The following is a 23,151-nucleotide window of genomic DNA, read 5'->3' as shown; positions in this document are numbered from 1 at the left end:
AAAGGAACTGATATGAAATGTATTAAGCAAAGTCTGCAAATCCTGTGCCTGTTAGCCTTCACCTCCACGGCTTTTGCACAAACGCATGAAGTGCTGATGAAAAACCGAGGTGCTGGTGGGCCAATGGTCTACGAGCCGGACTATCTGGCGATCCAACCGGGCGATAGCGTGAAGTTTATCCGCAAACATAAGAGCCACAATGCAGCCTCGATTGCCGAACTCTCACCCGCAGGCTATCCCGGTTTCATTGGCAAAATAGATGAAGAGATTGAAGTCAAATACGACAACGCAGGCTTCTACGGCATCAAATGCTCACCCCACTATGCCCAGGGCATGATCATGCTGATCAAAGTCGGTGACGCCGTATTGCCCGACAGCTACCGCGCGTTTAAAGCACCGGGCCTTGCGGATAAACGCTTTCAGGATATTTATACCCGCATCGATAAACAGTAACGCCACGATAAAGGGAGAATACTGGTGGTGGATAAAAAACCCGATAGTGAAACGATCCAGACCGAGCGACGTGACTGCCTGTGCAAACTGACAAAATTTGTCGGCGCGGCGGGTGTCACTGCCGCCGTCTGGCCGCTCATCTCAGCACTGGGCCCGGATGATAAAACCGAGGCAGAAAATGAGCCAATTGAGGTCTCTCTTGCAGGCGTAGCAGCAGGCCAGACAGTGAAGCGTATCTGGCAGGGAAAACTGATCCTCATTCACCACCGAACTCCGCAAGAGATTGCAGCGGCGCAACAGGCAGATAATCGATTACTGCTGGCTCCTCAGGCAGATAGCGAACGGGTTACAGCGGCACATCCACAGTGGCTGGTTATACAGGGCTATTGCCCTCACGCGGGGTGTGTTCCTAACGCCAACCCCAGTGGCCAGGGATGGATCTGTCCGTGTCATGGTTCAGAGTTTGATACCTCCGGACGTGTGACGCGCGGTCCGGCCACTGCGAATCTGGCAATCCCGGACTATACCTTGTCTGCCGATGGTCTGAGCGTACGTATTGGTGCAAAGGATGCCTGATATGAGCACTTCTGATATAACGACGTCATGGCGCAACTTTCAGTTGCGCCTTCCGCTTCCCCGCTCCGTTTCCGGGCTGTGGGTATTTGCTATCGGTTTGATATTGCTGGTGATGCTGGGTGTCCAAATCCTGTCGGGCATTGTACTGGCAATGTTCTACGTACCTACGGCGGAGTCCGCATTTGATTCCATTATTCATATTATGCGTTCAGTCAGGCACGGTGAACTGGTGCGCAACATGCATGCAACTGGCGCTTCACTCTTTTTCTTTGCCTGTTATTTGCATATTTTCCGCGCGATGTATTACAACGTTTACCGCAAACCCTATCTGAAGATGTGGACCATCAGCGTGACATTATATGTGCTACTGATGATCACTGCTTTTCTGGGCTATAGCCTTATTTGGGGGCAAAAAAGCTACTGGGCCGCCACGGTTATTACCAGTTTTGCCCGGGCAATTCCGTTTATCGGGGATTCGCTGTATACCTATTTAGTCGGTGGATATGCGCCCGGTACACCAACACTTGGGCGTTTTTATGTGCTTCACTTTATTATTCCATTCGCGATTGTCGCGGTGACGATATGGCATGTACGCACCGTTCAGTCGGCTTTTGCCCATGCGATGAAGAAAACATTTTCCGCACAAGAGTCTCAACGGCTGCTGTTTGATTTTCGCGTCACCGAGAGCGATGCCATTAAACTCACTCTCTTTTTAATGTTGTTTACCTGGTTTCTCTTCTTCGCGCCCCATTATCTCAGCAGCGCCGATAACTTTATTCCCGCCGACCCGACAGTCACGCCGACCATCGTCGCACCGGAATGGTACTTTCTGCCCTTCTTCTCTATTTTGCGCTGCTTTCCCAATGAGCTGGCGGGTATTACTGCGATGTGCGCCTCGGTACTGATTTTCTATTTTCTCCCCTGGCTGGATACGTCACGTGCGCGGTTTCGCAACTATAGCAAGCTGGTTAAAGTCAGCTTCTGGATTTGGGTAGGCAACGCCTTCTTTTTAGGCTGGCTGGGATCAAAAGCGCTGGTTGGTCCGGATTTAGTTGATGGGTTTAATCATGACGAGGGCTGGATCCGTGCAGCATCTCAGCTTTCAACGCTGGTCTATTTCGCATGGTTTCTGATTGTTCTGCCGTGTCGACGCTTACTGGAAAAACAGGACTGACATTATGGGCCGATTTTTAACGTACACCACCCTCAGTCTGGGTCTGTTCTTCAGCAACGTACTCAGTGCGCAGCAACCGCCACCGCAGACGTGGTCTTTTAGCGGTGCGAACGGCAAATACGACACAGAGCAGTTACGACGCGGTCTGCAGGTTTACGAAGAAAAATGTCGGGCCTGCCACAGCATGAAATATCTGACGTTCCGAACGCTGACCAAACCGGGAGGGCCGGAGCTGAGTCAGGCTGAAGCTAAAACAATGGCGAGCGGTTACGTCTTTGCAACCGTGGAGGACGACGGGCAACCCGGCGAACGGGATGGCAATCTGAATGATGTCTTTGCTTCCCCTTATCTCAATGAGCAGGAAGCCAAATACCTCAACAATGGCGCGCTGCCGGTAGATTTGAGCTATATCGTTCGGGCACGAACCTACGATCGCGGATTTCCACAATTTTTACTGGATGCGTTTATTCCTTATTCCGAACAAGGGGCTGATTATATTTATGCATTGCTGACGGGGTATGTTCCCGATGATCCTGAGATGAAGGCTAACCGGTATTTCCCGGGCGGGATTATCAATATGCCAAAACCACTGACAGACGGTGAGGTAATCTGGGCTACGCAAACACACATCCCCCAAACGGAAGAACAGTACGCACGCGATGTCACCGCATTTCTGGCGTGGGTAGCCGATCCGCAGCTGGAGTCGAGAAAGCATCAGGGAATGTATGCTATGGGATATCTGGCGGTTGTTTTGGCGCTAGTCGCGTTATTACAGCGTATCCGTTCCCGCTCGCGCAGAAACAAGGCGAACTAACAACCAGTCAGCATAAAGCTGACTGGTCTACAATAACGTCACCGCTTAGCTGTGGCGTTGGCTGTTATTCCGGCGACAGCGTTTGTCGTAATGACGAACCCACCAGTAGCGGTCGCTGATTTGTTCATGCCCACCGACGCGGGCCCCCGCCAGCCAGAGAACACCACCAACAAAAATACTGAGCACAGCACCATGTGCGAAAAACTGTGGCAGATTAAATTGCGGCAACTGATTTAAAATAGAATAGCCAACACCGACAACCATCACCACCAACCCTAAAGCCATGAGCACGTTACCGAGTAACGAAGCATTTTTGCGTTTCATGTGTCACCTCCGGAACTTTGGGTTGCTACAGGGAATACCCCTAATCCTTATGTGTAAAGTATAGACAACACTGCCGTTTGCATGTGCGGGAGCGATCACAATTACAAACACCAATGCAACAAAACTTTACAAATAAGCTACTGAACAACCTCATTTTCTAATAGTCCATTTAGGCAATTATTCAGATTTTGCAGTTACGCACGCAGTTTTTTGTCAAGCGCACCGACAGACAGTAAACTACACGCCGGTTATAGACACACTCAGGACAAAATACGTGACGATTAAATTGATTGTCGGCCTGGCGAACCCCGGCGCAGAGTATGCGGCAACGCGACATAATGCAGGCGCATGGTACGTCGATCTACTGGCAGAGAGATTACGAGCCCCCCTGCGCGATGAGCCGAAATTCTTCGGTTACACCTCCAGAGTGACGCTCGAAGGTGAAGATGTCCGTTTGCTGGTGCCGACCACATTTATGAATCTGAGCGGCAAGGCCGTCGGCGCGATGGCCAGTTTTTATCGCATTAACCCCGATGAAATTTTAGTCGCCCACGACGAATTGGATCTGCCCCCGGGCGTCGCAAAATTTAAGCTTGGCGGTGGTCATGGTGGGCACAATGGCCTGAAGGACATCATCAGCAAGTTAGGCAATAACCCGAACTTTCATCGTTTACGCGTCGGAATTGGCCATCCTGGCGATAAAAACAAAGTTGTCGGCTTTGTTTTAGGTAAACCGCCTGTTTCAGAACAGAAGTTAATTGATGAAGCTATTGACGAAGCGGCTCGTTGTACCGAGATTTTATTCAAAGATGGCCTGACGAAAGCAACGAGCCGCTTACATACCTTTAAAGCTCAATAAGCAGTGATGTGCGGCATTTTTCTCGCGTGCTGTGTATAATAGGCAGAGTTATTTACTTTTCTACAATCTGTTTTCTATAACAGGTTGAATATCAAAAGATTAAGGTGATTTAAACATGGGATTCAAATGCGGTATCGTCGGTTTGCCAAACGTAGGCAAATCCACCCTGTTCAACGCGCTCACAAAAGCGGGTATTGAAGCGGCAAACTTCCCGTTCTGTACTATCGAGCCGAACACCGGTGTTGTTCCGATGCCCGATCCGCGTCTGGATCAACTGGCCGAAATCGTAAAACCACAGCGTATCCTGCCAACCACAATGGAATTTGTGGATATCGCGGGCCTGGTAAAAGGCGCGTCCAAAGGTGAAGGTCTGGGCAACCAGTTCCTGACCAACATCCGTGAAACCGAAGCTATCGGTCACGTAGTTCGCTGCTTCGAAAACGACAACATTATCCATGTTAATAATAAAGTGGATCCGGCTGACGATATCGACGTTATCAACACCGAACTGGCTTTATCCGACCTTGATACCTGTGAGCGCGCTATCCACCGCGTGCAGAAGAAAGCCAAAGGTGGCGACAAAGACGCTAAAGCAGAACTGGCTGCACTGGAAAAATGTCTGCCACAGCTGGAAAACGCCGGTATGTTGCGTGCACTGAAAAACCTGACTGACGAAGACAAAGCGGCTATCAAATACCTGAGCTTCCTGACCCTGAAGCCAACTATGTATATTGCCAACGTCAACGAAGATGGTTTTGAGAACAACCCATATCTCGATAAAGTTCGTGAAATCGCCGCCGCTGAAGGTTCTGTGGTCGTTGCCGTTTGTGCTGCAGTTGAATCCGATATCGCAGAACTTGACGATGCCGATCGTGACGAATTTATGGCAGAGCTGGGTCTGGAAGAACCGGGCCTGAACCGCGTGATCCGTGCCGGTTACGAACTACTTAACTTGCAGACCTACTTCACCGCTGGTGTGAAAGAAGTCCGCGCATGGACAATCCCTGTTGGTGCCACCGCGCCACAGGCTGCCGGTAAAATCCATACCGACTTCGAGAAAGGCTTTATCCGCGCACAAACCATCGCGTTTGAAGATTTCATCACCTACAAGGGTGAGCAAGGCGCGAAAGAAGCCGGTAAAATGCGTGCAGAAGGTAAAGATTACATCGTTAAAGATGGCGACGTAATGAACTTCCTGTTCAACGTCTAAAATAAAATTTGTTGTCTCGTGAGGTTTCATCGAATCTCATGAAAATCACAAAACACTATAAAATCCACGCAATTGCGTGGATTTTTCATTTCATAATGTCTCAACTCATCTCGTAAAAACGCTGTCAAAAATGAGTACATTGATGAGTACAACATTCTTCCATCTTCATTTTAAGTGAGTACAATAGCGGTATAAGAAATAGACAAGGACTCGCTATGCTCACTGATACGCAATGCCGCACTGCTAAGCCGAAAGAAAAACTCTATCGACTCAATGACTTCAATGGTCTCTACCTCGAAGTGAAACCCAACGGCAAAAAGGCATGGCGCTATCGGTTTAAACTCAACGGCAAATCCAGCATGTTCGCGTTGGGTGAGTACCCAACGGTCAAACTTGCCGAAGCTCGCGAAAAATGTGAGCAAGCGCGTAAACAAGTCGCGAATGGAGTTAGCCCGACACAGGCTCGCCAGTTAGATAAGATCCGCAAGGTCAACGACGCATCCAACACCTTTGAGCTGATCGCTAAAGAGTGGTTGCAGATGAAAGACTGGGCCGAAATCACCAAAACGCGGCGACTGGATATGCTTGAACGTGTGGTTTTTCCCGCCATCGGTAAGCTCCCTGTCAGAGAGATCACTCCACACCATATACTTAAAATTCTTCAGGAAACCGCTAAACGAGGAGCACCAACAGTTGCCGCTGAAGCCCGACGTACCATTTCATCGGTTTTCGAGTTGGCAGTAGCAACGCTTAGAGCTGACAGCGATCCTGTCTGGCCTGTACGCAAGGCGCTTCCGGCGAATAAGACACAGCACAAACAGGCATTGAACCCACAGCAAATCGGGAAGCTATTAAGCTGTTTTGATAACAGTCGCGGCTCATATCAGGTTAACTATTGCATGTGGCTAATGTGGTGGACGCTGGCGCGGCCAGCCGAAGCCACCGAGGCTGAATGGGCAGAATTCGATCTCGATAATGCGCTATGGACCATTCCGGCGACGCGCATGAAAGCTCGTAGGGAACATGTTATTCCCCTCCCCTCTCAAGCCGTCAACATGCTCAAAACGCTACAGAGATTAACCGGGCATCGACAGCACCTTTTTCCGGGACGAGATAACCCACGTGGTCCGATGACATCACACTCGCTGCGTCAGCTACTTAAAAGCCTCGGCTGGAGCGGAACTTATAGTCCACATGCAACCAGAACTACAGGAAGTACCCGTTTAAACGAGATGGGCTATCGGCCTGATGCTATCGAGGCTCAGCTTGCGCACGCTGATACCAACAATGTTCGCCGCACTTACAACCATGCGACGTATCTTGATGAGCGTAAAGTGATGATGCAGGAATGGGCTGATAAGCTTGATGGATGGGTAAGCAGCACTGACATCAGTGTTGATGTTTCATAAACGCTGATGCATTGGTGTTTTATTATTGATTAATATAGATATTTATTGAAATTTAATTCAAATCTACAATTCAACCTATAGTATATGCAAACAGCGCATACCAGATGCCCATAGTTTTCGGGATCTTTATTCATGGCGCATCGCCAGATACTTACAAGCCCTATAAGAACCCCCTTCCCACTTAATGCCCTACAAAAAATCTTTCTGTGTACAGCATGTAAGCTCTACGAACGTCTGCTGGGTGCCAGGAACGGAAGTTGGAGTGCCAGAGACTCCCTAAAAGTTGATGGTTCGTTTTGCAGGGATACTTACAAATGGTCAGTTCCAGTATTCATATTTCGCCGTCATTACTGCGTTATGTTTGTCTACATACTGTTTACCTGTCCGATCAGTTGGGGTGATTGTGATATCTATATTGGCATGTGTGCATTCTCCATGTGAGTTCCACTCCTCGCAGGTGGTCAGATTTTTTTCGATGGTGAAATACGTCTGGGTCTTGCTCAGGGTCAACTCACGGCCCTCGTTATCATAGCCATACTCTTCTATGGTTGAGGGTGATTGGGTTTTGAACAGGCGATGATTGCCATCATAACTATATACAATCGTATTATTATCTATCGCCATACTTCCTTTGCTTGCCGCGCTTGCCAGTAATCCTGATGAATTGAAGGCGTAGTCGATTGTGCCCACTACGGTTTTGTCTTTATCTTCAGGTTTTGTGGCCGCGATAACCGAACGATTAACTGCACGGCTGATAATTCCTTTATCGTTAAGCAGGTACATTCCCTCAAGAGTCTGCCGATATGCCTGCGTGGTTTTCTGACTGTTTTTATCGGCTATGACGCCGTTTGAGTCCACCTGGATGCGCCAGCCAAATTCCGTTTTATTCAACTGAATTTCAGAGGTTGCCGTGAAAACTGTTTTCTGGCCTGTTGAGGTTTTGACCTCTTTCATACGGCCGCCAATTAATTCACCGCATTGACTGAAGTTGCTTTGAACCGATGTGCGGAGATACCCGTCAGGACTATCAATAGTGATTGATACAGATTTGGGAATTTCAGTTCTTGTCGGCTCGCTCAGAAGGATGAAGTTGTTCAGTTTGTTTTTAGCGAAGGTTTCCGCAGTGCATTGTGCTGCATAAGTCTGAAATGTGCAGAGGGATAAGAGAGTAATTAACAGTTTTTTATTATTGAATGACATTATTTGTTGTCCTCATGAACCGATCAGTTATCCAGATTTGGTTACGTTGGCGAAGTTTTGTTTCATCGGCTGCTTGTCTGGTTTGGCTCACTTGTCAATCAGTGGCTTCACTGTAATCTGGCTATATGCTTTGTACAATAAGGTCGCTCCTCGCTCACAGCGGACCTTCAACTCAGTTAGCTTGCCCGCTTCGTGCCAACAGCGGACGTAGCCTGCACGCTCTCTTTTTTATTAAAATCGACTTTAAATCGGCATAGGGATCGTACGATATATTGCTCTATTCAATTAGATAAACAATGCTTAAAGGCCGAGCGTACGTTTTCATATAGCACAGGTGTGAGCATTAAATTTTCCCAAATATTATTATGTCCAGCCTCGGGAATGATCAGAAGTTGCTTTTGACAACAGCATGATGCAGAAGACAGCAGTTTTTCTGGTATTTCTGAGGGGATGATTGCATCATTTTCGGCAGCAATAACCAGTAAATTCCCGTTAAACTCAGCAGCTATGTCCCATGCATCTGTATGTTCCCAGCTCCGGTGTTTGCGTATGATTGCAGAAAAATCAGGACCAAACTTAATCTTATATGCAGGTGTTGAGTAGACACCGGGAACCATGAGGATGAGAGATTGGAACTGAATCGCTTTACTAAGCTGAAGTGCATTGTAGGCTCCCATACTGACGCCCATACAACCTGTAAGCACCAGTCCCTGGGAAGCAATCACCGCCTCTGCTTGCATCGTGCGATTAAAAAGAGAAGATTCGTGAATGTCCCCCCCAGTCTCACCATGACCTAAAAAGTCAAATATCGTCGTTCCAAAGCCTAAGGTATCCAGAAGATTTCGGTATTTGTAGAAAACGGTCCGATCTTTACCGCCGCCATGAAGCATAAGGACATGTCCATTGCATCCAAATGTGCTTTCAGCGTGAATCATTTTGCCATGAAACGGGACCTGGAAATAGTGACTAGAAATCATCTGCGTATGTGTTTTTGGAGTAACGATTTATTCGTTGTATCAAACCCGATCTCACCATGCAATGTCAGATTGAATCGCCACTGCTTTGGTCGACCTCTTGCCCAATCGATGTGCATCGGTATCTTCCGCTTCTCGCTCAAAGCGGACATTCAACTTCGTTAACACGTCCGCTCCGTGCCGGAAGCGGGCGTTATTAACTGAACGTAGATTTAATTTTAGGCGTAGATCAATAGCCTCTTTTTCCACAAAACATAATGCTTAAACCATTTTTAAACGGGAGGTAAATCAAAGTAGAATGCTGGTAAACGCTCAGTTACGCGGTGCGTGACAAATCGGTTATACAACCTCAAAGTGAACGTACTACATTCTGACAGGAAGAATTATGGCTCATATCAGCGCCGTCGTAACCCTACGACCAATTCGATTCGCATTCCTCGTTAAACCTAATGACAGTAAACGGTTATTGGAAATCTTCCAAATAAACACATGCCTTTGGGGTGGTAAATTTAACCCTATCATTCCAATTTTTGGGCATGTGCCTAAATGGTGGGATAGGGATGACTACAAACCTGAGAGCGCTTTGCAGATCGTCAATGGCTATCTTGATGCTTTCGAACCTGATTTCCTTGTAGAAGCTGAAGCAGGGCTGGCTAAAGGGTTTGGCTATGACCCAGACCGAGTACTGCAACTTTCAGCCATGCTAAGGCGATCTGATGAACTACGGGATCAAGCTGGGCTTGATGTCTTCGATCTATATAAAGATCTGTATAAGAAACAATTTCAATTCGTGCGTCGACATGAGCACAATATCGTGGAACTACTACCTCGGACGAATGCATTGAAGTCGTTTTGTGCTTGCCTATCCGGCAGCTTCCCTGAGGATGAAGACCTTAAATATTTTGGCCAAGGGTTCTGTGATGCTTTTGATCCCAAACAGGTTGAATTATCCCCAGAAGTTCTAGTAGACCTGTACAAGGATGGATTTAATTCAGCACTACAAATCGGTCACTCGAATATTGAGGTTAATTATCATGACAATGCGGATCCAACGCTCTTTGTCATGGATGCACATGACTCGCGCGATCTTATTGACTTCTGGAACCTTCGCGCCATGCGGAAATATGTCCGACCAATTCCAGTCCAATGGATTGATGCGCTTTCCCCATACTGCAGAGAATACATTGAACATTGCCATCGTCCCGTTCGAGGGAATCAATTTGGCTTAATGAATCATGCTACTGTAATGTTCGCAAGATCTATCCCTACTGCGAATATCGAACAACTTTACGCCGACTATTTGCGGGTTAATCAAGATGAGGCAAATAGGCGTCAAGATTGGTATCCACCGATTTGGCGACCATCATCTGGTTTTACAGTTCGCACTACTCGACCTACTCTATCATGTGCAGAAAAAAAGTTTGACACACAAATCGAAGGTGACCGAACCGAAGTTCGATTTGATTATCTCCATCCAGAATTCACTGAAAGATATGGTGCTAATGATGCTCGCTGGGTGAACGTCGTGAAATTAAAAAATTGGGCAAATACCAGTCGGGCTGCAACCGTTTATCCATGTAATTACAGGTCACCCAAAATACCACGTTTCCAGTCAATACAAAGGAGCATCTTATCTACAACTGAAGGTTTTGTTGTATTTTGCCGTTTCCATAATATGTCTGATCTCTGGCGTTTGAGTGACGGCACAACTGCGATAAGTGAATGGCTAAAAAACAATGGAGTTGAAAGCCAAATCTCCGATGCAGGACAAGCTACACAGCAAATCATTAATACGCTCGGAGGTTTCAGGGGAATTAGTAGTTTTGCCCATGCAGAGATAGTGAAACTTCTCAATAAAATTTCTCGACGCCCTATTTCACCCTCAATTCAACACCAAGAATTTCAGAACAAAATTAATAATGTGGTGAAGGGGGATATATGGCGAAATAAAAATGCTGAAACTTTAGTTGAGCTTGGTGCTGTTGAGCTTGGCTTGGAGTTGAAGTGTGCAAAATGCTCTACTTGGGGATGGCACGCGCTACGCGAACTGGATCTTGTAGTAGCATGTGGCCTTTGTCTAAATAAGTTTAGCTTTCCAATGATCGATCCAAGTTCGAGTCAATTGTCCCGTTGGGCTTACAGGTTGATAGGCCCCTTTGCACTTCCCGATTATGCTCGTGGGGGATACGCCGCATCCCTAACGCTAAGATTTCTCGCCAACATATTTGGAAATCATGATACCACTATTACATGGTCAACCGGCCAAATACTGACATTGGCCCCAAAGCAACATATTGAAGCTGACCTAATACTCTGGCACCGACGCAAAATTTTCAATGAGCTGGATCACCACGCAGAACTCGTATTTGGAGAGGCAAAAAGCTTTAGGGGAGAGAATTCCGAAGAGAAAAAAGCGGTTGCTGATGCATTTGAAGTTGAAGATGTAGAAAGAATGAAACAACTTGCTATCCGCTTCCCTGGCGCGATTTTGGTTTTTGCAACCATGAAGCAGGCAGGAGATCTTTCCCCGGCTGAAATTCAGCGGATTAAAAAACTCGCGTCTTGGGGGCGTGAATACATCCGCGAGCGCCGACAAACAAGGGCTCCCGTAATACTCTTAACTGGTCTAGAGCTGTTCGCGCCATATTCGCTTTCTCAAGCCTGGGATGCTGCAGGTGGCCGCCATGCTGAAATGGGAAAAGGACACTTCGGCTATACAGATAATCTTCGCGTTCTGGCCGATATGACACAGCAGTTATACCTTAACATGCCGGCATATAGCGAATGGTTACGAGCAAAGTGGGAAAAAAGAAATCAGCGTCGTCAAGTGCGACAAGCTGCTGCGGTGCCAGCACGAGATGCTGGAGATCATTAATGTAATCCAAGAGTGCGGAAAACCGGATGCTAAATCCTCCGGTTTTCCACATGAGCACAATGTCTGCTCCTTGCTCACAGCAGACCTTCAGCTCAGTTATCTTGTCCGCTGTGTGCCACAAGAAGACATTGATTTTGTTAGGCTTGCTCAGAACTGTACTTTGTAAACAATAAAATTCATTCAAAATAAAATATGGGGCATATATCTTTGTAGGTTCGTTGGGATAAATTACCACCTTATATCGCCATGTTTTAAATCATAAAATATCATTGAAATCCAATTCATCTAGCCACTACATTTCTTTTTTATCTGTTGCCTCGTTGTTCTCGCCTGTTGATTATTGTTTTTCATAAAAATAATAATTATAATTAGCCATAATTTAAATATTATACAGGAGGGGTAAGATGTCATATCATCAGCTAAAAAAAACCAGAAAAAACATCCTTGCATCTGCAGATGTTTCTGGTTCCTATGATTTTTGGACAACGATAATATGCTTGGACTCTATATCCAGCCCAACAATAAAGAAAATTGAATCATTATGTGATAAATACCATTCTGAATTTAATGACTCTAAAAACATACCAATTGATGATTTCAAAAGTGTCATTGATGTCAAATCCTTAGCAAGGCATGAATTTACACATTATATTGACTGCACATCAACTCTATGGGGGTTTAAATATTTAAAGTTATTATCCTCAGCGTATGCATGCAATACTGATATCTATCAAAATACAGATGAAGAAAACTTCCACATTGCTAAAAGCCTTGAACACTTTTTAAGGTTTATTCGACTTCCGAAATATTTTACTGAATTAGGTTCAGCAGACGGAGGCAATTGTTTATGGAGGTATACAGAAACAATTGGACATAGATTTACTCCGACAGGGATGGTATCAGATCATCCTATTTTATTTATGAGATTCATGGACGAAAATCTTCAATTAATAGTCAGATCACCTATTTCTATATTGTCAATTCTTGAGTGTTCAGCAATGGCTCAGGAGGTTCTATTTAAAATGCACTCTCTCAAAAGTCGTTCTACTTTTGCTGAATATAAAGTTGAATTAGCACAATATGAAATAGAACTTAAGAAATATTTCTATGATAAGTCGCTCACTGAATATTCAGCTTGTGCACATCTCATTGCATCTAAACTTAAAATAAATTCAATTTTCGAAGTGTTTGAATTATGCTCGCTTCTGTGTCGTTTTGTACTCAATACATCAGATGAGATATATGATTTAATCCTCAAAAGGTGCAACTTTGCTGAGATTCTAAATATACCAGTCGGTCATGAATTTGAAAAAAGATTTAGAAAAGGCTTTGAATATCGAGAACCGGGATTTCTTTTGTATTTGTTATGCAAAACCTTTCAAAATGATTATGATTTTAGTATATCAGCCACATCAATATATAAAGGTTATTTAAAACTTGGCGTAACAAAGCTAGAATTTATGAATAGTGTCTCTGATGAAAAAATTAAACTCATGGAATATTTAACACTTTCTTCAGAATCATATATTTTAAAAATAGCGGTTAGAGGCCTTGAAAACTCTGAATTAATCAAAGATGAATCATTTATTCTTCCATTCGATTCAATGGAATTGCCTCCGGTATATTTAGGCGATGCAACTATCTATGATTTTTTCCAAACGAACATCACAAAGAATCCTGATTATGATCTGGAAGAATTATATTTAAGATTACACAAAGGACAGAGTTGGGTGGAACGTTTTATTGAAGCTTGCTAACTGCATCCTATAACCTAATTATAGGTTTATTATGTAAAAAACCATCTGTAAGCTAGGTGGTTTTTATTGATTCGTGGGATTGCAATCTAAAATTCCTAAAAATAAATCTCAATTTTTAAGCCAGATAAGTAGAATATTGCAAATCTGTTACTCACCATCTTTATATAATCCAGATTACGTTCAAAAATAAAGGATAAAGTAAATATGTAAATCCCACTCAACCGGGGCACTCATTTTTAGAAATCGTCCACTAGACTGATTATATCTTGGATTAGCCCCTATTTGAGTAATACGCTGTGTGTTCGTTAAGACCTTGCCGACTATAAGAACAATTATGAACTTCCGCTTCTCGCTCAGAGCAGACGTTCCTTGTATCTGGTTATGTTGACCCTTGGGCAAGAGGTCATCACACTGAGTTTATCAACCGGTGATGAGCCTTAGCTAACTGATTGGCCCTTTAATGTTTTTTCTCAATCAAAAGATATGGATGAGACCAGCCAGTAACCTCTTCATATGAAACAAACCCATCATGCTCCAGTGCGCATACCCCCGTGTGGCTGATGACGTAATCGTATACAGCCCGGCTTTCCAGGCCCTGTAGCATGTGCGACAACAACTTCCGGCGCATCACATCCGACTTCCAGCGTTTACGTGATGCCATATCTTTGTAGGTGATATTGAAGGGCTGGCCTACCGCGTTGGTAACGCATTTCCCGTAACGATTGGTTTTTGCTATGCCTTCGTAATGATCCAGCAGTAAAGCCAGATCTCGCCTCAGGGGTTTCAGAAGGTGCTTCCAGCGTTTCAATACTCGCTTTGCTTCTACCTTACCTAACTCACGGTTCAACAAGCGTCTTGTGCTGGATTTAAGCGATAGCGTAACGAACCCGGCGTTGAATACGCTGGAAAACCTGAATTGCTTTACCAGTTCTTCAGCAATACGCAATATTCGGCAGATATAGCCCGTTTCTAGCAACTCCAGCGACCTGGCCGAAATGCCAATACTCAACAACTCATGTCGTAGTATCTCAAGCTGGCATCCCTTGATGTCATAGTTCACACCACGTGCCAGACACGCCCACTTCATTTTAGACGGCAGACTTTGGAAGCCCGTACCAGCCTCAAAGGATCTTCCGCCAATGTACGCGGTTTTATATGATTGCCTGTTAGAAACCGTTAACGACGATTCCTTCACCAGCTCCACGCCTGTTTCAGCCAGTCGCGACAGGAAGTTGAAAATGAAAATTTTGTTCTTCTTCGTGGGATTCTCGTTATAGTAATCCAGCAATGCATCCAGATTGATTTCAAGCGGCTCAAGGTTGTTCCACACACTCACTACCCGTTCCCTGAAGGCAGCGTTAGGGATATCGCGTCTAGACTGTTTATGTTTAGCATGCTGCCCATGGTCGATTGCGACTCCAATCATTTCATCTAATGAGTAACTTTTACGCTTGGTGAAAATGTCAGTCAGATAATGGTAACGATCCTGGCGGCTAAGGTATGCCTCTCTGTCGTTGCCAAACAACTTACGCAGAAAACGTTGAGAAACAGCATATTCCCGGCATAAATGGTTAGTATTTGAATACCCGGTTAGCTTGATAATTCCCTCGCTTGCCAGCGCCTCCATTGCACGCTCATAGGCTGGCCCACTTTTCTTAAATACGCCGGGAAGTTTCTCTCTACCCAGCTCAAACGGTACTGGCACAGAATAAGACCATTTTTTATTCGCCTTGATCTTTGCTTTCTTCTTATTCTTACGACTACAGGTAGCCACACATATAACATGCTGAAGGAATACTGCTATATTGCGATAAAATGGACGCCGTAAACTTGGCACACCATTATAAGGGACGCTGAAAACTACCGTCTTGAAATAATCCAGCGTTGAATCTGTCACAAGGATATTGTTGTGTGTAATATATGGTTTCATAATTCACCTGTATATATAGGCAGAGCACCATGCCCTGACCCCATTTATTTACAACTGAATTACTCAAATCTTGTGTGAACCCAACAAGGTTCAGATGCTAGATAATGATCATAATATTGGAGGCTGGAGCCTCATGATAGCTGATACTGGATAATGGCTATAGTATGTAATGATATATATACAATAATATAGAGATAGAGTGTATACAGAGCATAATAGATACGTCTATATACCTTGTAGACGTAAATAGCGATTAAATATCAGCTTAGCCAGAATGGGATTAGCGGATACGTAAAACGTTACCGGTTATTAAGCGGTGCAACTCCCTCCCGGTGATATTCAATAGCGGTCATAGGCGCATGTACACATTCTGGAATTTGATCTTTTGAAACCTCAACTTTGCTCAAAACCGCCGATCCTTGCAATTGTCAGAGTCAAGGAAAACCATAGGCGGTTTCCTCCTACCATTGTACGAGGTGCGGATCTGACCCAAAAAGATACCGGTAGTTAGTCGGTCTACCACGCCAAAATCCGGCGACGTTGGGCGGTCTGGAAGAGTGTTTTTTTGCAGATCTCTCATTTCGGTTCTGCCTGCTAGCCAATCAATCAGCGAAGTAACTGGCCTGTGAATCTGCCGGACTGGTCACCATACAACAGACTGATGACGAAGCGGAATACAGCCCCCCTTGCTTATGGCCGAATTGCTGGTGAAGAACCGCAACCCGGCTCAGCGCTGAATGCAGAATTGCACAGTCAGAGACCAGGCTCGCCCACGAAGCCGCAATCACTCAATCACTTTTCCATAGCGCCAAATGTTTTCATCATGGTTAGCCTGCCAGTGCTGAGTAGTGTTGATCACCCATTTTCAGCAACTAGGCGAGTTAACGCATCTACATACCTTCCCGATATCCTCTTTGAACGATTTCAGCGAAAAGTTCATCAACAAACCTTGTTGCGATTATGGGTATTCAGCGACAGAATGGTCATCACAATCGATCCGCATTTCAACAGATTTCGATCACTTACAACGTAAGGTTAAGAGGCTTATGAATACCGATTTGATGCCCAATTTCTGGAAGCTGTCACATGGCTGGAAGGAGTTCTCATTCCTGGATATGGTCGAATGTATTGATGAAAAGCTCGTCTACATTCACCGCACGACCGCTGGTAAAGGGCAGTCTTCCATCAGCCAGGCAGAGGAGTTTTTAAACGCTCCGATTGGTGATTACTTCTACCTGACCCACGGTAATCAGGGTGTATACCTGCTTGGTCAGTTCACTGGCCCGGTTAACTACTTCACTAAACACAGTGATGGTTGGATGGACAGGCCATTCCGGCTGATTCACAAAGCCAATGCCAGAGAGGCGTATTATGGTGTCGAGAAATGGTGGACACCTAATCACAACTCTACCTTTGTTAAGGTTCCGCACCACGAATATGATTTATTTGAAGAACTGATATTGACGCCCTATTTCAATATTAACCTAAAAGATTTTTAGATAAATCTCAAGGATGATTCCCCAAGAAGAAAATCACTAAGCAATCAATGTAAAATAATAAGGGATAATGATGATTTATCAATGCTATTCATGTTCTAGAACAACCTTCGAAACAAGTTGTCCGTGGTGCTCTCCAGAGGTATCTGGAACATTTCGGCAAATGACACCATTAGATCCATCCTATTACCCTGATTTCCAGTACCAGTCTAAAGGCATCATAAAAGATTTATTTGGTAAGAAGAAAGAGCAGTCTCAACTCAATGCCCTACTTGAAAATGTTCTTTTGAAATATGCTACACTGAAAGACCCCTATTTTACTAATTTCATTCACACATCAAGATTTTCGTATAACAATCAGGATAGCAACAGTAACATAAATAGTGAACGCAATAGTGATTATTCAGAGATCAGATTATTCCAGGAAGTACTGATTAGAAAAGGGTTCAACGAACTGGAGCAGTTACCATCATTGTTAGATAAGCTATTGCTGACAACTTCATTCAACTCTACTTATTCAGGGTTTGCCCGTGAGGTTAAGCGCCATATCAAGCCAACCCTTACCGAGACATTAAAATCATGGATAGAAGAGGCCGGTACAACTTATCGTGCAGATCTTTCGTTATTCCTGTATTACCTTTGGAGTAATAAGATTCAGTACCCTGCTATAGCATATAACGAGCAGGCAGAAAGTACACCAGGCACATCATTATTATCATTTGACTCTATCGAAAAATTCCTTGCTATCTGTGAGAGTATATATTTTGATATTTTAGTGGACAGATTAGCTAGCCGCCTTGAACATTTTAATCCAAACAAATTTGTCACAATGTATCTTGTCGATGCAATGGATGGGTTCCAGTTTGAGGCCTTTCTGGTTGAAATATTCCAGACTATAGGATATGACGTTAAAGAAACAAAGAAAACACAGGATCAGGGGGCAGATTTATTCGTTACCCGCTTCGGGAAGAATATGGTTATACAGGCAAAAAATTATTCTGGCTCAGTTGGCAATTCTGCAGTGCAGCAGGCAATTTCAGCAAAAGCATTTTATGGGTGTGATGAAGCAATGGTTGTGACAAACTCTTACTTCACCCGATCCGCTAAGGAATTAGCTGATTCCGCAATGGTTCGTTTGATTGATAGAAAAGAACTTCAAAACTATCTGGATGATTACAATCAGAAAATAATTGAAGATTTCCAGTCAGAATCATGAGGTAAAAATGGAGTGGTTGTAAGCCACTCCATTCAACCCTTATCAGGCCGTAAAACTATTGTGTCATAAACTTATCAAGATTTTTGCAAATAAAACAATAGCGACGGCCAACCTGCTTACGTTTATAAATAATCTGAATGGTACTGTACTCCTTTTTCACATCGGATAATAAAACCCCTTGTTTTGTTAATAATGTCAGAATGCCCTTACGCTGAGATTTCAGCAAGCAGTTATGTACCAGATCCTTATCAACTGCATATACCGTACATCCTTTAACTTTGTGGATAATGACCGGTGCCTTTTTAATCGCCGTTTGGGTTATGCGATCATTTCCAATCAGATTTAAAAGATCATCCTTTTTGAAAAAATCAATAATTGCATCAAACGAACGACCTAATGGTGACTTCATTACCTCAGGTTCAGATAAAACCACCCCAAGGGAGTCCAGGTAGCAGGTTGAGATCCCCTTCATAACATCCTGCTTTGTAAAGGGTAAAACACCATATTTCACAGCCATGGAACCTGCTACATAAGCGATGGCAAAACGTTTGGCGAACGTACCTGAATGCCGGAGTTACGATCGACCTGATGCTTGTTGAGGAAGAACTCAATGCCTTTTTCGAGCTTCCGTTTCACACTCTCACGATCATCCTGAATATCCGCTACCAGGCGCTTGAGAAAGGCAGGTTTGGCACTGCCGTAATATCGGTGAGTTGCATCCTTGATCGCATGAACAAGTTCATTGCTAGAATTAATACCATCTGGCAGTGATTCAAAGATCCCCATTTCAGCACCAGCATCTGCATTAACGTCGATTACACGCACATTTTCGCCTTCAAGGCGCTCAACGTTCCCGGAAGCAGCAAGTTGTTGAAGGCTGCACTCACCCGTACTGAAAATACTTACCTGCCATTCAGCAACTTTGTTCTCATACATTGCAGAGCGTGTTTTCCCTTTCCCTCCTGAAAGCGTATACACACGGTTTTGCATAATCTTAGCAGCTGCCAGTACGTCTTTATCTAACAACTTCGACTCATCAAGAACCAGGTAGCTGTCGTTATGGGCCACGGCAATCTCCTCAAGCCCCTTATCCGTATTGTTCCACAGTACGACAACATCTTTAGGTGATCCTGCTAATGATGCAAGCATGTAGGCACTGGACGTTTTTCCTATACTACTCATCCCCCACAAATGAAACCCGCCCCCTTCCATACCTGAAAGCTTAAGGAGAAAACCTGAAAATCCACAACACAGAGCCAACATAATACGCGAGCTATGTAGCGCATATGGAGCGACATTCATTTTCCATAATTTTAATGTCTCCTGTTTATCCTCGACTGGTAAATGATTTTTAGCACCAGGATGCAGTACAGGCTTATCCCCTTTAACTTTGCCAATAGCTATATCGTTAACACGCAAATAAACATCACCATAAAAACCTGGCTTATAGCACAGTGTGATTATTTTATCGGTTTCCTTAATTACTTCTTGATGAGCTTGAATCCAGTATTCTTTAGTCACATTGGGATTATGCCCACACTTTAATAACGTTTTCTTTAACTCTAATACACTGACAAGTGCCTTGGCTGGTACAAGCACACGGGTCGACTCCATCTCTTTGAAATCAGTGATTTTAATAAGTCGGTATGCAACTGGACATAATTCTGAAATTTTTGTACGAGCCAACAATGTAACAAGTAACTTTTCTTCTTTATTATTCAATATCTCTTTATATTCTTTCATTTATAGTTCCTTATCGTATTTAAAGATCACATCATAGCTGCAGTAATAAACATCAGAATTAAGGCGTGAGAGTTCCCCTGTATGATTTCTCACACACCTCTATTATTTTAATTAAAATTGCAGAAATAGTTTACAGCTGATACATATCGCTAATAGATCATGACATTATTTTAATATCAAATGGTCACCATACTTCCTTACTTTATACATAAAGGTTAATGTCTGTATTCCCTGCTTATCCATCATAACTAAAGAATGAGCATGCTGTTTTGGGCGTAATCTGCGTTTTATTGTCCGACGCTTAGGTTTAATACTTTTATTGTTGATAAATATAAGCTTGTTTTCTTTATACGATTCAACGCGCCACCATATAGCCTTGAACAAGTAACTTATTTGTTTCTCCGGGTTGTCTATTCCTGTATCAAACATTGGTCTGGAAATGACACTCTTTCTGGCCGACATATTGCGCTTGTTTTTCATTCTGTTCCGAAGTTTATTTAATGCCTCCTCTTCATTGAAAGTGATTAAGTGAAAATGAGGTAGCCACAATCCAGTGTCTGTGTGGTAATCCATTTCGAAACCACCAATCACCATATACCTGAATCCACATTCTTTTAACCACCGCCGGAGACGTGCAATCAGTGCATCTGGCGACCATATGCGTGCTTCTGCATCTGTGAATGCATCCTGGTAGAAAATCAATGTCACATTGCGCCACTTGTCTGTCTTGCTGCATAAGCGCAGAACTTCACGGGTCATCTGCAACCGGTATTCCCTGCGGCATTCCGGGCATGCTGCGCTGTTACAGGGGTATTTCGGGTTGCATTCCGTTAATTTTGCATAGAGCGCTTTGTAACGAGCTCCGGTATATGTGGATAAACTGGCTATCCTGAACTCCCTTTCCTTCCTTGCCTGCTCTGGTGTTTCAAAGCCCGGTATGGACAATGCCAGCATCTCGAGTTCCTGCGACAGTCATGCCAACGGGGTTCGCTTGTTCAATATCAACATCATTCCTCTTTTTTTGATGGCCTCTCATTAATCCATTTATAAATATCCTCCTCATACCATGCAACAGCGCGACCGCCTGTTACTGACACCTGATGCGGAAAATTATTGTTAGCGAGCATTCTGTATAATGTCGCACGGGACATTGCACATAATTTTGTCACTTCATCTATTTTAATTAAACGGCCTTTGTTCATAAGTCCTCCTGCGTTTCGTTGAGAATATAATAGCGGCCTGAACGATGCTTGCAATAGGCCATTCTAGCCCACAAATTAATGTGCTTCTCACCCTTTTATCAATTGATGAGTAAAGATTGCTTTAAACATGAAGATGGATTATTTATGTGAGAAGCATATGAATAATTTTTACGCACTTACAAAAATAAGATAATATTTTAATCTACCAAAAACATAAATCACGGAATTTAAAATGGAAAATGTTACGTCATATATTAATATTCAGGATATTGATGAAAAAATAGTTAAACATTCGGAAGATCCGACTGAAGGAACTCATACCAAGAAGACAAGAAAATCCCGAAATGCCCGTTACAAGAGTAAAACAGAGTCAATCCATGAGAAATCGGGGTTCACAACGCTAAAGCTGCGTGTCGGGCAGGATGTCATGCAAAAGCTGGAGGAAATCTACCGAGATCATCGGGGCTATGAACTGAATGAAACCCGTAAAGATCTGGATGCCCTCAGCAAAGTCGTCAGCTACTGCGTGAGTAAGTTCTATAAGGAAATGTATTTGCAGAAAAAAAAGGGCTCATTGCCTGACATTCTCCCAGCAAAGACGCCGCGCGCGCAGGAACTGTACGATCTGCATCAGGCTGTTGCCTACAGGGCCTTGTCAGGTTTGCCCCATCAGCTAATTGCCATCGAGATGCAAAACGACAGATACCAGTCTCCCGCGAATATCATTGCCAGTCGGCGGGGTTCACGCAAAATGCCATTACCTTGGGATGTTTCTCAGGTTGATGATCTGCTTAACATTCAGTGGGTTAATAGAGAAATCGAGGCATTAAATAAAAAGGGGATTTAACTTTCCCAATTATCTGGTGTTTCATCACGACTGATTTGAGCGTGTCAGGAAATTGGTTTTGTAAACAAGTGATTGGTATAGGGTTACCACAGAACGGGGCATGTTACTGCAACAGGGTTACCAAAACCGAAACCTCGGTAATACTTTGGTTTTCATGTCCTCATCACGATAGTCAACAACTGGTGGCGATAGCTATACTCAGTTTGGCAGTGCTATTTAGTATTTAGCCAGTGAGCATCAACCTTACGATGTCCCTGCTGTTATCCACGACTCGACTGGGTGCATAAATATCGCTGTACTACCAGTAGAGCGATTATCAACGTTGGGTGCTCCATAACCATCGACCATGTCTCTCTTATATACTAATCTAAATTGCAAAGCATATCTGTCTAATCCAGAAGAATTACGTGTAGTTCCATGCAAATGAGCTGCCGAAAATAAAAGATTGTCTCCTGCGGCAGCAGAAAATTTATACCTAGAACCAAGAATATTTTCCAATGGGACAGGATGGGAATTGGTGCATGTTTTAGGGTCGATTTCAACATTTAAGTTGAATGTGTCAGATGAGTTCACGATTGGTGAACCAAAGTAGTCGGGATAAAACTCGAACGACTTAGATTCATCAACATCATAAATTGGTATCCACACATTGATCTGGCACTGTGGCTCTCCATACCAAGTGTCTCGATGAGCACCATACATTAAAACAGGTAAAGGTTCGTCCATGGATAGATTCGGTACACAACGAATTCGAGGAGTATCTAATATAATACTATAGGGATCAATCCCAATTTCAGAAATTACAGCGACGCTGCATCTTCTAACAAAACAGCTTTGAAAAATTTTTTTTGAAAAATTATCTATACGTCTCATCACCTCATCCCCCCCTAGTGAAAAAGATGCGACTTCGGGCGAAGAGGACTCAGGGAAAAGTTCATAAAGGTTACTTTTTATTATGGAATTTAGTAACTTTGAAGATGTACCACCTTTAAAGATGGGTAGATCGCCTTTGTATATGTCATGCTTATTGAAAACATTCATTTGCTTCTCCAAATTCATCTGGATTAACAAAAAATTAGGCCTACGTATAGA

The 23,151-nt window shown here is 43.9% G+C and carries 21 protein-coding genes; 12 read left to right on the top strand and 9 right to left on the bottom strand.

What is annotated here, in order from left to right; genetic code table 11:
• Positions 1–12 precede the first annotated feature (12 nt).
• Genes OGX98_RS19055 through OGX98_RS19040 form a run of 4 tightly spaced genes read left to right on the top strand, consistent with a single transcriptional unit; the run spans position 13 to position 3,017 of the window.
• Positions 13–453 carry a pseudoazurin gene (locus OGX98_RS19055; RefSeq protein ID WP_200011004.1) on the top strand — a complete coding sequence of 147 codons (441 nt, stop codon included), beginning with the start codon at positions 13–15 and terminating at the stop codon, positions 451–453.
• Positions 454–477: 24 nt separating this feature from the next.
• Positions 478–1,029, top strand: coding sequence for a ubiquinol-cytochrome c reductase iron-sulfur subunit (petA, locus tag OGX98_RS19050; RefSeq protein WP_353622283.1), 552 nt, complete (start codon positions 478–480; stop codon positions 1,027–1,029).
• Position 1,030: 1 nt separating this feature from the next.
• Positions 1,031–2,203, top strand: coding sequence for a cytochrome b N-terminal domain-containing protein (locus tag OGX98_RS19045; protein WP_286595780.1), 1,173 nt, complete (start codon positions 1,031–1,033; stop codon positions 2,201–2,203).
• A gap of 4 nt (positions 2,204–2,207) precedes the next feature.
• Entirely contained in the window at positions 2,208–3,017 is an 810-nt protein-coding gene (locus OGX98_RS19040; protein ID WP_048221357.1) for a cytochrome c1, read from the top strand.
• Positions 3,018–3,062: 45 nt separating this feature from the next.
• Here OGX98_RS19040 and ychH read toward each other — a convergent pair whose 3' ends face one another.
• Positions 3,063–3,341, bottom strand: coding sequence for a stress-induced protein YchH (gene ychH / locus OGX98_RS19035; RefSeq protein ID WP_045443721.1), 279 nt, complete (start codon positions 3,339–3,341; stop codon positions 3,063–3,065).
• A 274-nt stretch (positions 3,342–3,615) separates the two neighbouring features.
• On the opposite strand from ychH, the gene pth reads away from it, so the two are divergent.
• From pth to OGX98_RS19020, 3 genes are all read left to right on the top strand, one after another.
• On the top strand, positions 3,616–4,200 hold the full coding sequence (gene pth / locus OGX98_RS19030; protein ID WP_016153302.1) for an aminoacyl-tRNA hydrolase: 585 nt from the start codon (positions 3,616–3,618) through the stop codon (positions 4,198–4,200).
• A gap of 115 nt (positions 4,201–4,315) precedes the next feature.
• Entirely contained in the window at positions 4,316–5,410 is a 1,095-nt protein-coding gene (gene ychF / locus OGX98_RS19025; protein ID WP_200011009.1) for a redox-regulated ATPase YchF, read from the top strand.
• Positions 5,411–5,625: 215 nt separating this feature from the next.
• Positions 5,626–6,819 (top strand): tyrosine-type recombinase/integrase, encoded by a 1,194-nt coding sequence (locus OGX98_RS19020; protein ID WP_286595778.1) that lies wholly within the window; start codon positions 5,626–5,628, stop codon positions 6,817–6,819.
• A gap of 318 nt (positions 6,820–7,137) precedes the next feature.
• Here the strand turns inward: OGX98_RS19020 and OGX98_RS19015 are convergent, their stop codons facing one another.
• Both OGX98_RS19015 and OGX98_RS19010 read right to left on the bottom strand, forming a co-directional pair.
• Complete coding sequence (locus OGX98_RS19015; RefSeq protein ID WP_286595777.1) at positions 7,138–8,019, bottom strand: hypothetical protein; 882 nt, start codon at positions 8,017–8,019, stop codon at positions 7,138–7,140.
• 281 nt (positions 8,020–8,300) lie between these two features.
• Positions 8,301–8,909, bottom strand: a complete 609-nt coding sequence (locus tag OGX98_RS19010; protein WP_286595776.1) for an alpha/beta fold hydrolase — start codon at positions 8,907–8,909, stop codon at positions 8,301–8,303.
• 469 nt (positions 8,910–9,378) lie between these two features.
• Here OGX98_RS19010 and OGX98_RS19005 point away from each other — a divergent pair, with 469 nt between their 5' ends.
• Both OGX98_RS19005 and OGX98_RS19000 read left to right on the top strand, forming a co-directional pair.
• Positions 9,379–11,868, top strand: coding sequence for a hypothetical protein (locus tag OGX98_RS19005; RefSeq protein WP_160873321.1), 2,490 nt, complete (start codon positions 9,379–9,381; stop codon positions 11,866–11,868).
• A gap of 404 nt (positions 11,869–12,272) precedes the next feature.
• Positions 12,273–13,625, top strand: coding sequence for a hypothetical protein (locus OGX98_RS19000; RefSeq protein WP_160873320.1), 1,353 nt, complete (start codon positions 12,273–12,275; stop codon positions 13,623–13,625).
• Between the two features lie 457 nt (positions 13,626–14,082).
• On the opposite strand, the gene OGX98_RS18995 is transcribed toward OGX98_RS19000, so the two are convergent.
• Positions 14,083–15,555, bottom strand: coding sequence for a hypothetical protein (locus OGX98_RS18995; RefSeq protein ID WP_286595775.1), 1,473 nt, complete (start codon positions 15,553–15,555; stop codon positions 14,083–14,085).
• A 1,046-nt stretch (positions 15,556–16,601) separates the two neighbouring features.
• Between OGX98_RS18995 and OGX98_RS18990 the strand changes: the two genes are divergently transcribed.
• Together OGX98_RS18990 and OGX98_RS18985 are read left to right on the top strand one after the other, a co-directional pair.
• Positions 16,602–17,054, top strand: coding sequence for a hypothetical protein (locus OGX98_RS18990; protein WP_160873318.1), 453 nt, complete (start codon positions 16,602–16,604; stop codon positions 17,052–17,054).
• A gap of 70 nt (positions 17,055–17,124) precedes the next feature.
• Positions 17,125–18,267, top strand: a complete 1,143-nt coding sequence (locus OGX98_RS18985; protein WP_160873331.1) for a restriction endonuclease — start codon at positions 17,125–17,127, stop codon at positions 18,265–18,267.
• Between the two features lie 55 nt (positions 18,268–18,322).
• Here the strand turns inward: OGX98_RS18985 and OGX98_RS18980 are convergent, their stop codons facing one another.
• The 4 genes from OGX98_RS18980 to OGX98_RS18965 form a co-directional block, all read right to left on the bottom strand.
• Complete coding sequence (locus OGX98_RS18980) at positions 18,323–18,784, bottom strand: hypothetical protein (RefSeq protein WP_286595773.1); 462 nt, start codon at positions 18,782–18,784, stop codon at positions 18,323–18,325.
• 8 nt (positions 18,785–18,792) lie between these two features.
• Positions 18,793–20,010 carry a DUF927 domain-containing protein gene (locus tag OGX98_RS18975; protein ID WP_286595772.1) on the bottom strand — a complete coding sequence of 406 codons (1,218 nt, stop codon included), beginning with the start codon at positions 20,008–20,010 and terminating at the stop codon, positions 18,793–18,795.
• A 165-nt stretch (positions 20,011–20,175) separates the two neighbouring features.
• Entirely contained in the window at positions 20,176–20,964 is a 789-nt protein-coding gene (locus tag OGX98_RS18970; protein ID WP_286595770.1) for a hypothetical protein, read from the bottom strand.
• 53 nt (positions 20,965–21,017) lie between these two features.
• Complete coding sequence (locus OGX98_RS18965) at positions 21,018–21,212, bottom strand: helix-turn-helix transcriptional regulator (protein WP_160873316.1); 195 nt, start codon at positions 21,210–21,212, stop codon at positions 21,018–21,020.
• Positions 21,213–21,444: 232 nt separating this feature from the next.
• Here OGX98_RS18965 and OGX98_RS18960 point away from each other — a divergent pair, with 232 nt between their 5' ends.
• A complete protein-coding gene (locus tag OGX98_RS18960; protein ID WP_286595767.1) occupies positions 21,445–22,059 on the top strand; it encodes a hypothetical protein in 615 nt (204 codons plus the stop codon).
• A gap of 243 nt (positions 22,060–22,302) precedes the next feature.
• Here OGX98_RS18960 and OGX98_RS18955 read toward each other — a convergent pair whose 3' ends face one another.
• Complete coding sequence (locus tag OGX98_RS18955) at positions 22,303–23,100, bottom strand: phytanoyl-CoA dioxygenase family protein (protein ID WP_146106770.1); 798 nt, start codon at positions 23,098–23,100, stop codon at positions 22,303–22,305.
• Positions 23,101–23,151: the final 51 nt, after the last annotated feature.

It is taken from the genome of Citrobacter sp. Cm046, assembly GCF_030333065.1.
In the GTDB taxonomy this organism is placed as follows: Bacteria; Pseudomonadota; Gammaproteobacteria; order Enterobacterales; family Enterobacteriaceae; genus Citrobacter; species Citrobacter murliniae.
This window is presented reverse-complemented; position numbering and strand designations above follow the sequence as displayed.

Excerpts from the sequence above, each read along its gene's own strand:
- OGX98_RS18965 (WP_160873316.1), bottom strand. The coding sequence starts at position 21,212 with ATGAACAAAGGCCGTTTAATTAAAATAGATGAAGTGACAAAATTATGT.
- OGX98_RS18970 (WP_286595770.1), bottom strand. The coding sequence starts at position 20,964 with ATGCTGGCATTGTCCATACCGGGCTTTGAAACACCAGAGCAGGCAAGG.
- OGX98_RS18980 (WP_286595773.1), bottom strand. The coding sequence starts at position 18,784 with ATGGCTGTGAAATATGGTGTTTTACCCTTTACAAAGCAGGATGTTATG.
- OGX98_RS18960 (WP_286595767.1), top strand. The coding sequence starts at position 21,445 with ATGGAAAATGTTACGTCATATATTAATATTCAGGATATTGATGAAAAA.
- OGX98_RS19015 (WP_286595777.1), bottom strand. The coding sequence starts at position 8,019 with ATGTCATTCAATAATAAAAAACTGTTAATTACTCTCTTATCCCTCTGC.
- OGX98_RS18995 (WP_286595775.1), bottom strand. The coding sequence starts at position 15,555 with ATGAAACCATATATTACACACAACAATATCCTTGTGACAGATTCAACG.
- OGX98_RS18985 (WP_160873331.1), top strand. The coding sequence starts at position 17,125 with ATGATTTATCAATGCTATTCATGTTCTAGAACAACCTTCGAAACAAGT.
- OGX98_RS18990 (WP_160873318.1), top strand. The coding sequence starts at position 16,602 with ATGAATACCGATTTGATGCCCAATTTCTGGAAGCTGTCACATGGCTGG.
- OGX98_RS19055 (WP_200011004.1), top strand. The coding sequence starts at position 13 with ATGAAATGTATTAAGCAAAGTCTGCAAATCCTGTGCCTGTTAGCCTTC.
- OGX98_RS19020 (WP_286595778.1), top strand. The coding sequence starts at position 5,626 with ATGCTCACTGATACGCAATGCCGCACTGCTAAGCCGAAAGAAAAACTC.
- OGX98_RS19000 (WP_160873320.1), top strand. The coding sequence starts at position 12,273 with ATGTCATATCATCAGCTAAAAAAAACCAGAAAAAACATCCTTGCATCT.
- OGX98_RS19040 (WP_048221357.1), top strand. The coding sequence starts at position 2,208 with ATGGGCCGATTTTTAACGTACACCACCCTCAGTCTGGGTCTGTTCTTC.
- OGX98_RS19005 (WP_160873321.1), top strand. The coding sequence starts at position 9,379 with ATGGCTCATATCAGCGCCGTCGTAACCCTACGACCAATTCGATTCGCA.
- OGX98_RS18955 (WP_146106770.1), bottom strand. The coding sequence starts at position 23,100 with ATGAATGTTTTCAATAAGCATGACATATACAAAGGCGATCTACCCATC.
- OGX98_RS18975 (WP_286595772.1), bottom strand. The coding sequence starts at position 20,010 with ATGAAAGAATATAAAGAGATATTGAATAATAAAGAAGAAAAGTTACTT.
- ychH (WP_045443721.1), bottom strand. The coding sequence starts at position 3,341 with ATGAAACGCAAAAATGCTTCGTTACTCGGTAACGTGCTCATGGCTTTA.
- ychF (WP_200011009.1), top strand. The coding sequence starts at position 4,316 with ATGGGATTCAAATGCGGTATCGTCGGTTTGCCAAACGTAGGCAAATCC.
- OGX98_RS19010 (WP_286595776.1), bottom strand. The coding sequence starts at position 8,909 with ATGCTTCATGGCGGCGGTAAAGATCGGACCGTTTTCTACAAATACCGA.
- OGX98_RS19045 (WP_286595780.1), top strand. The coding sequence starts at position 1,031 with ATGAGCACTTCTGATATAACGACGTCATGGCGCAACTTTCAGTTGCGC.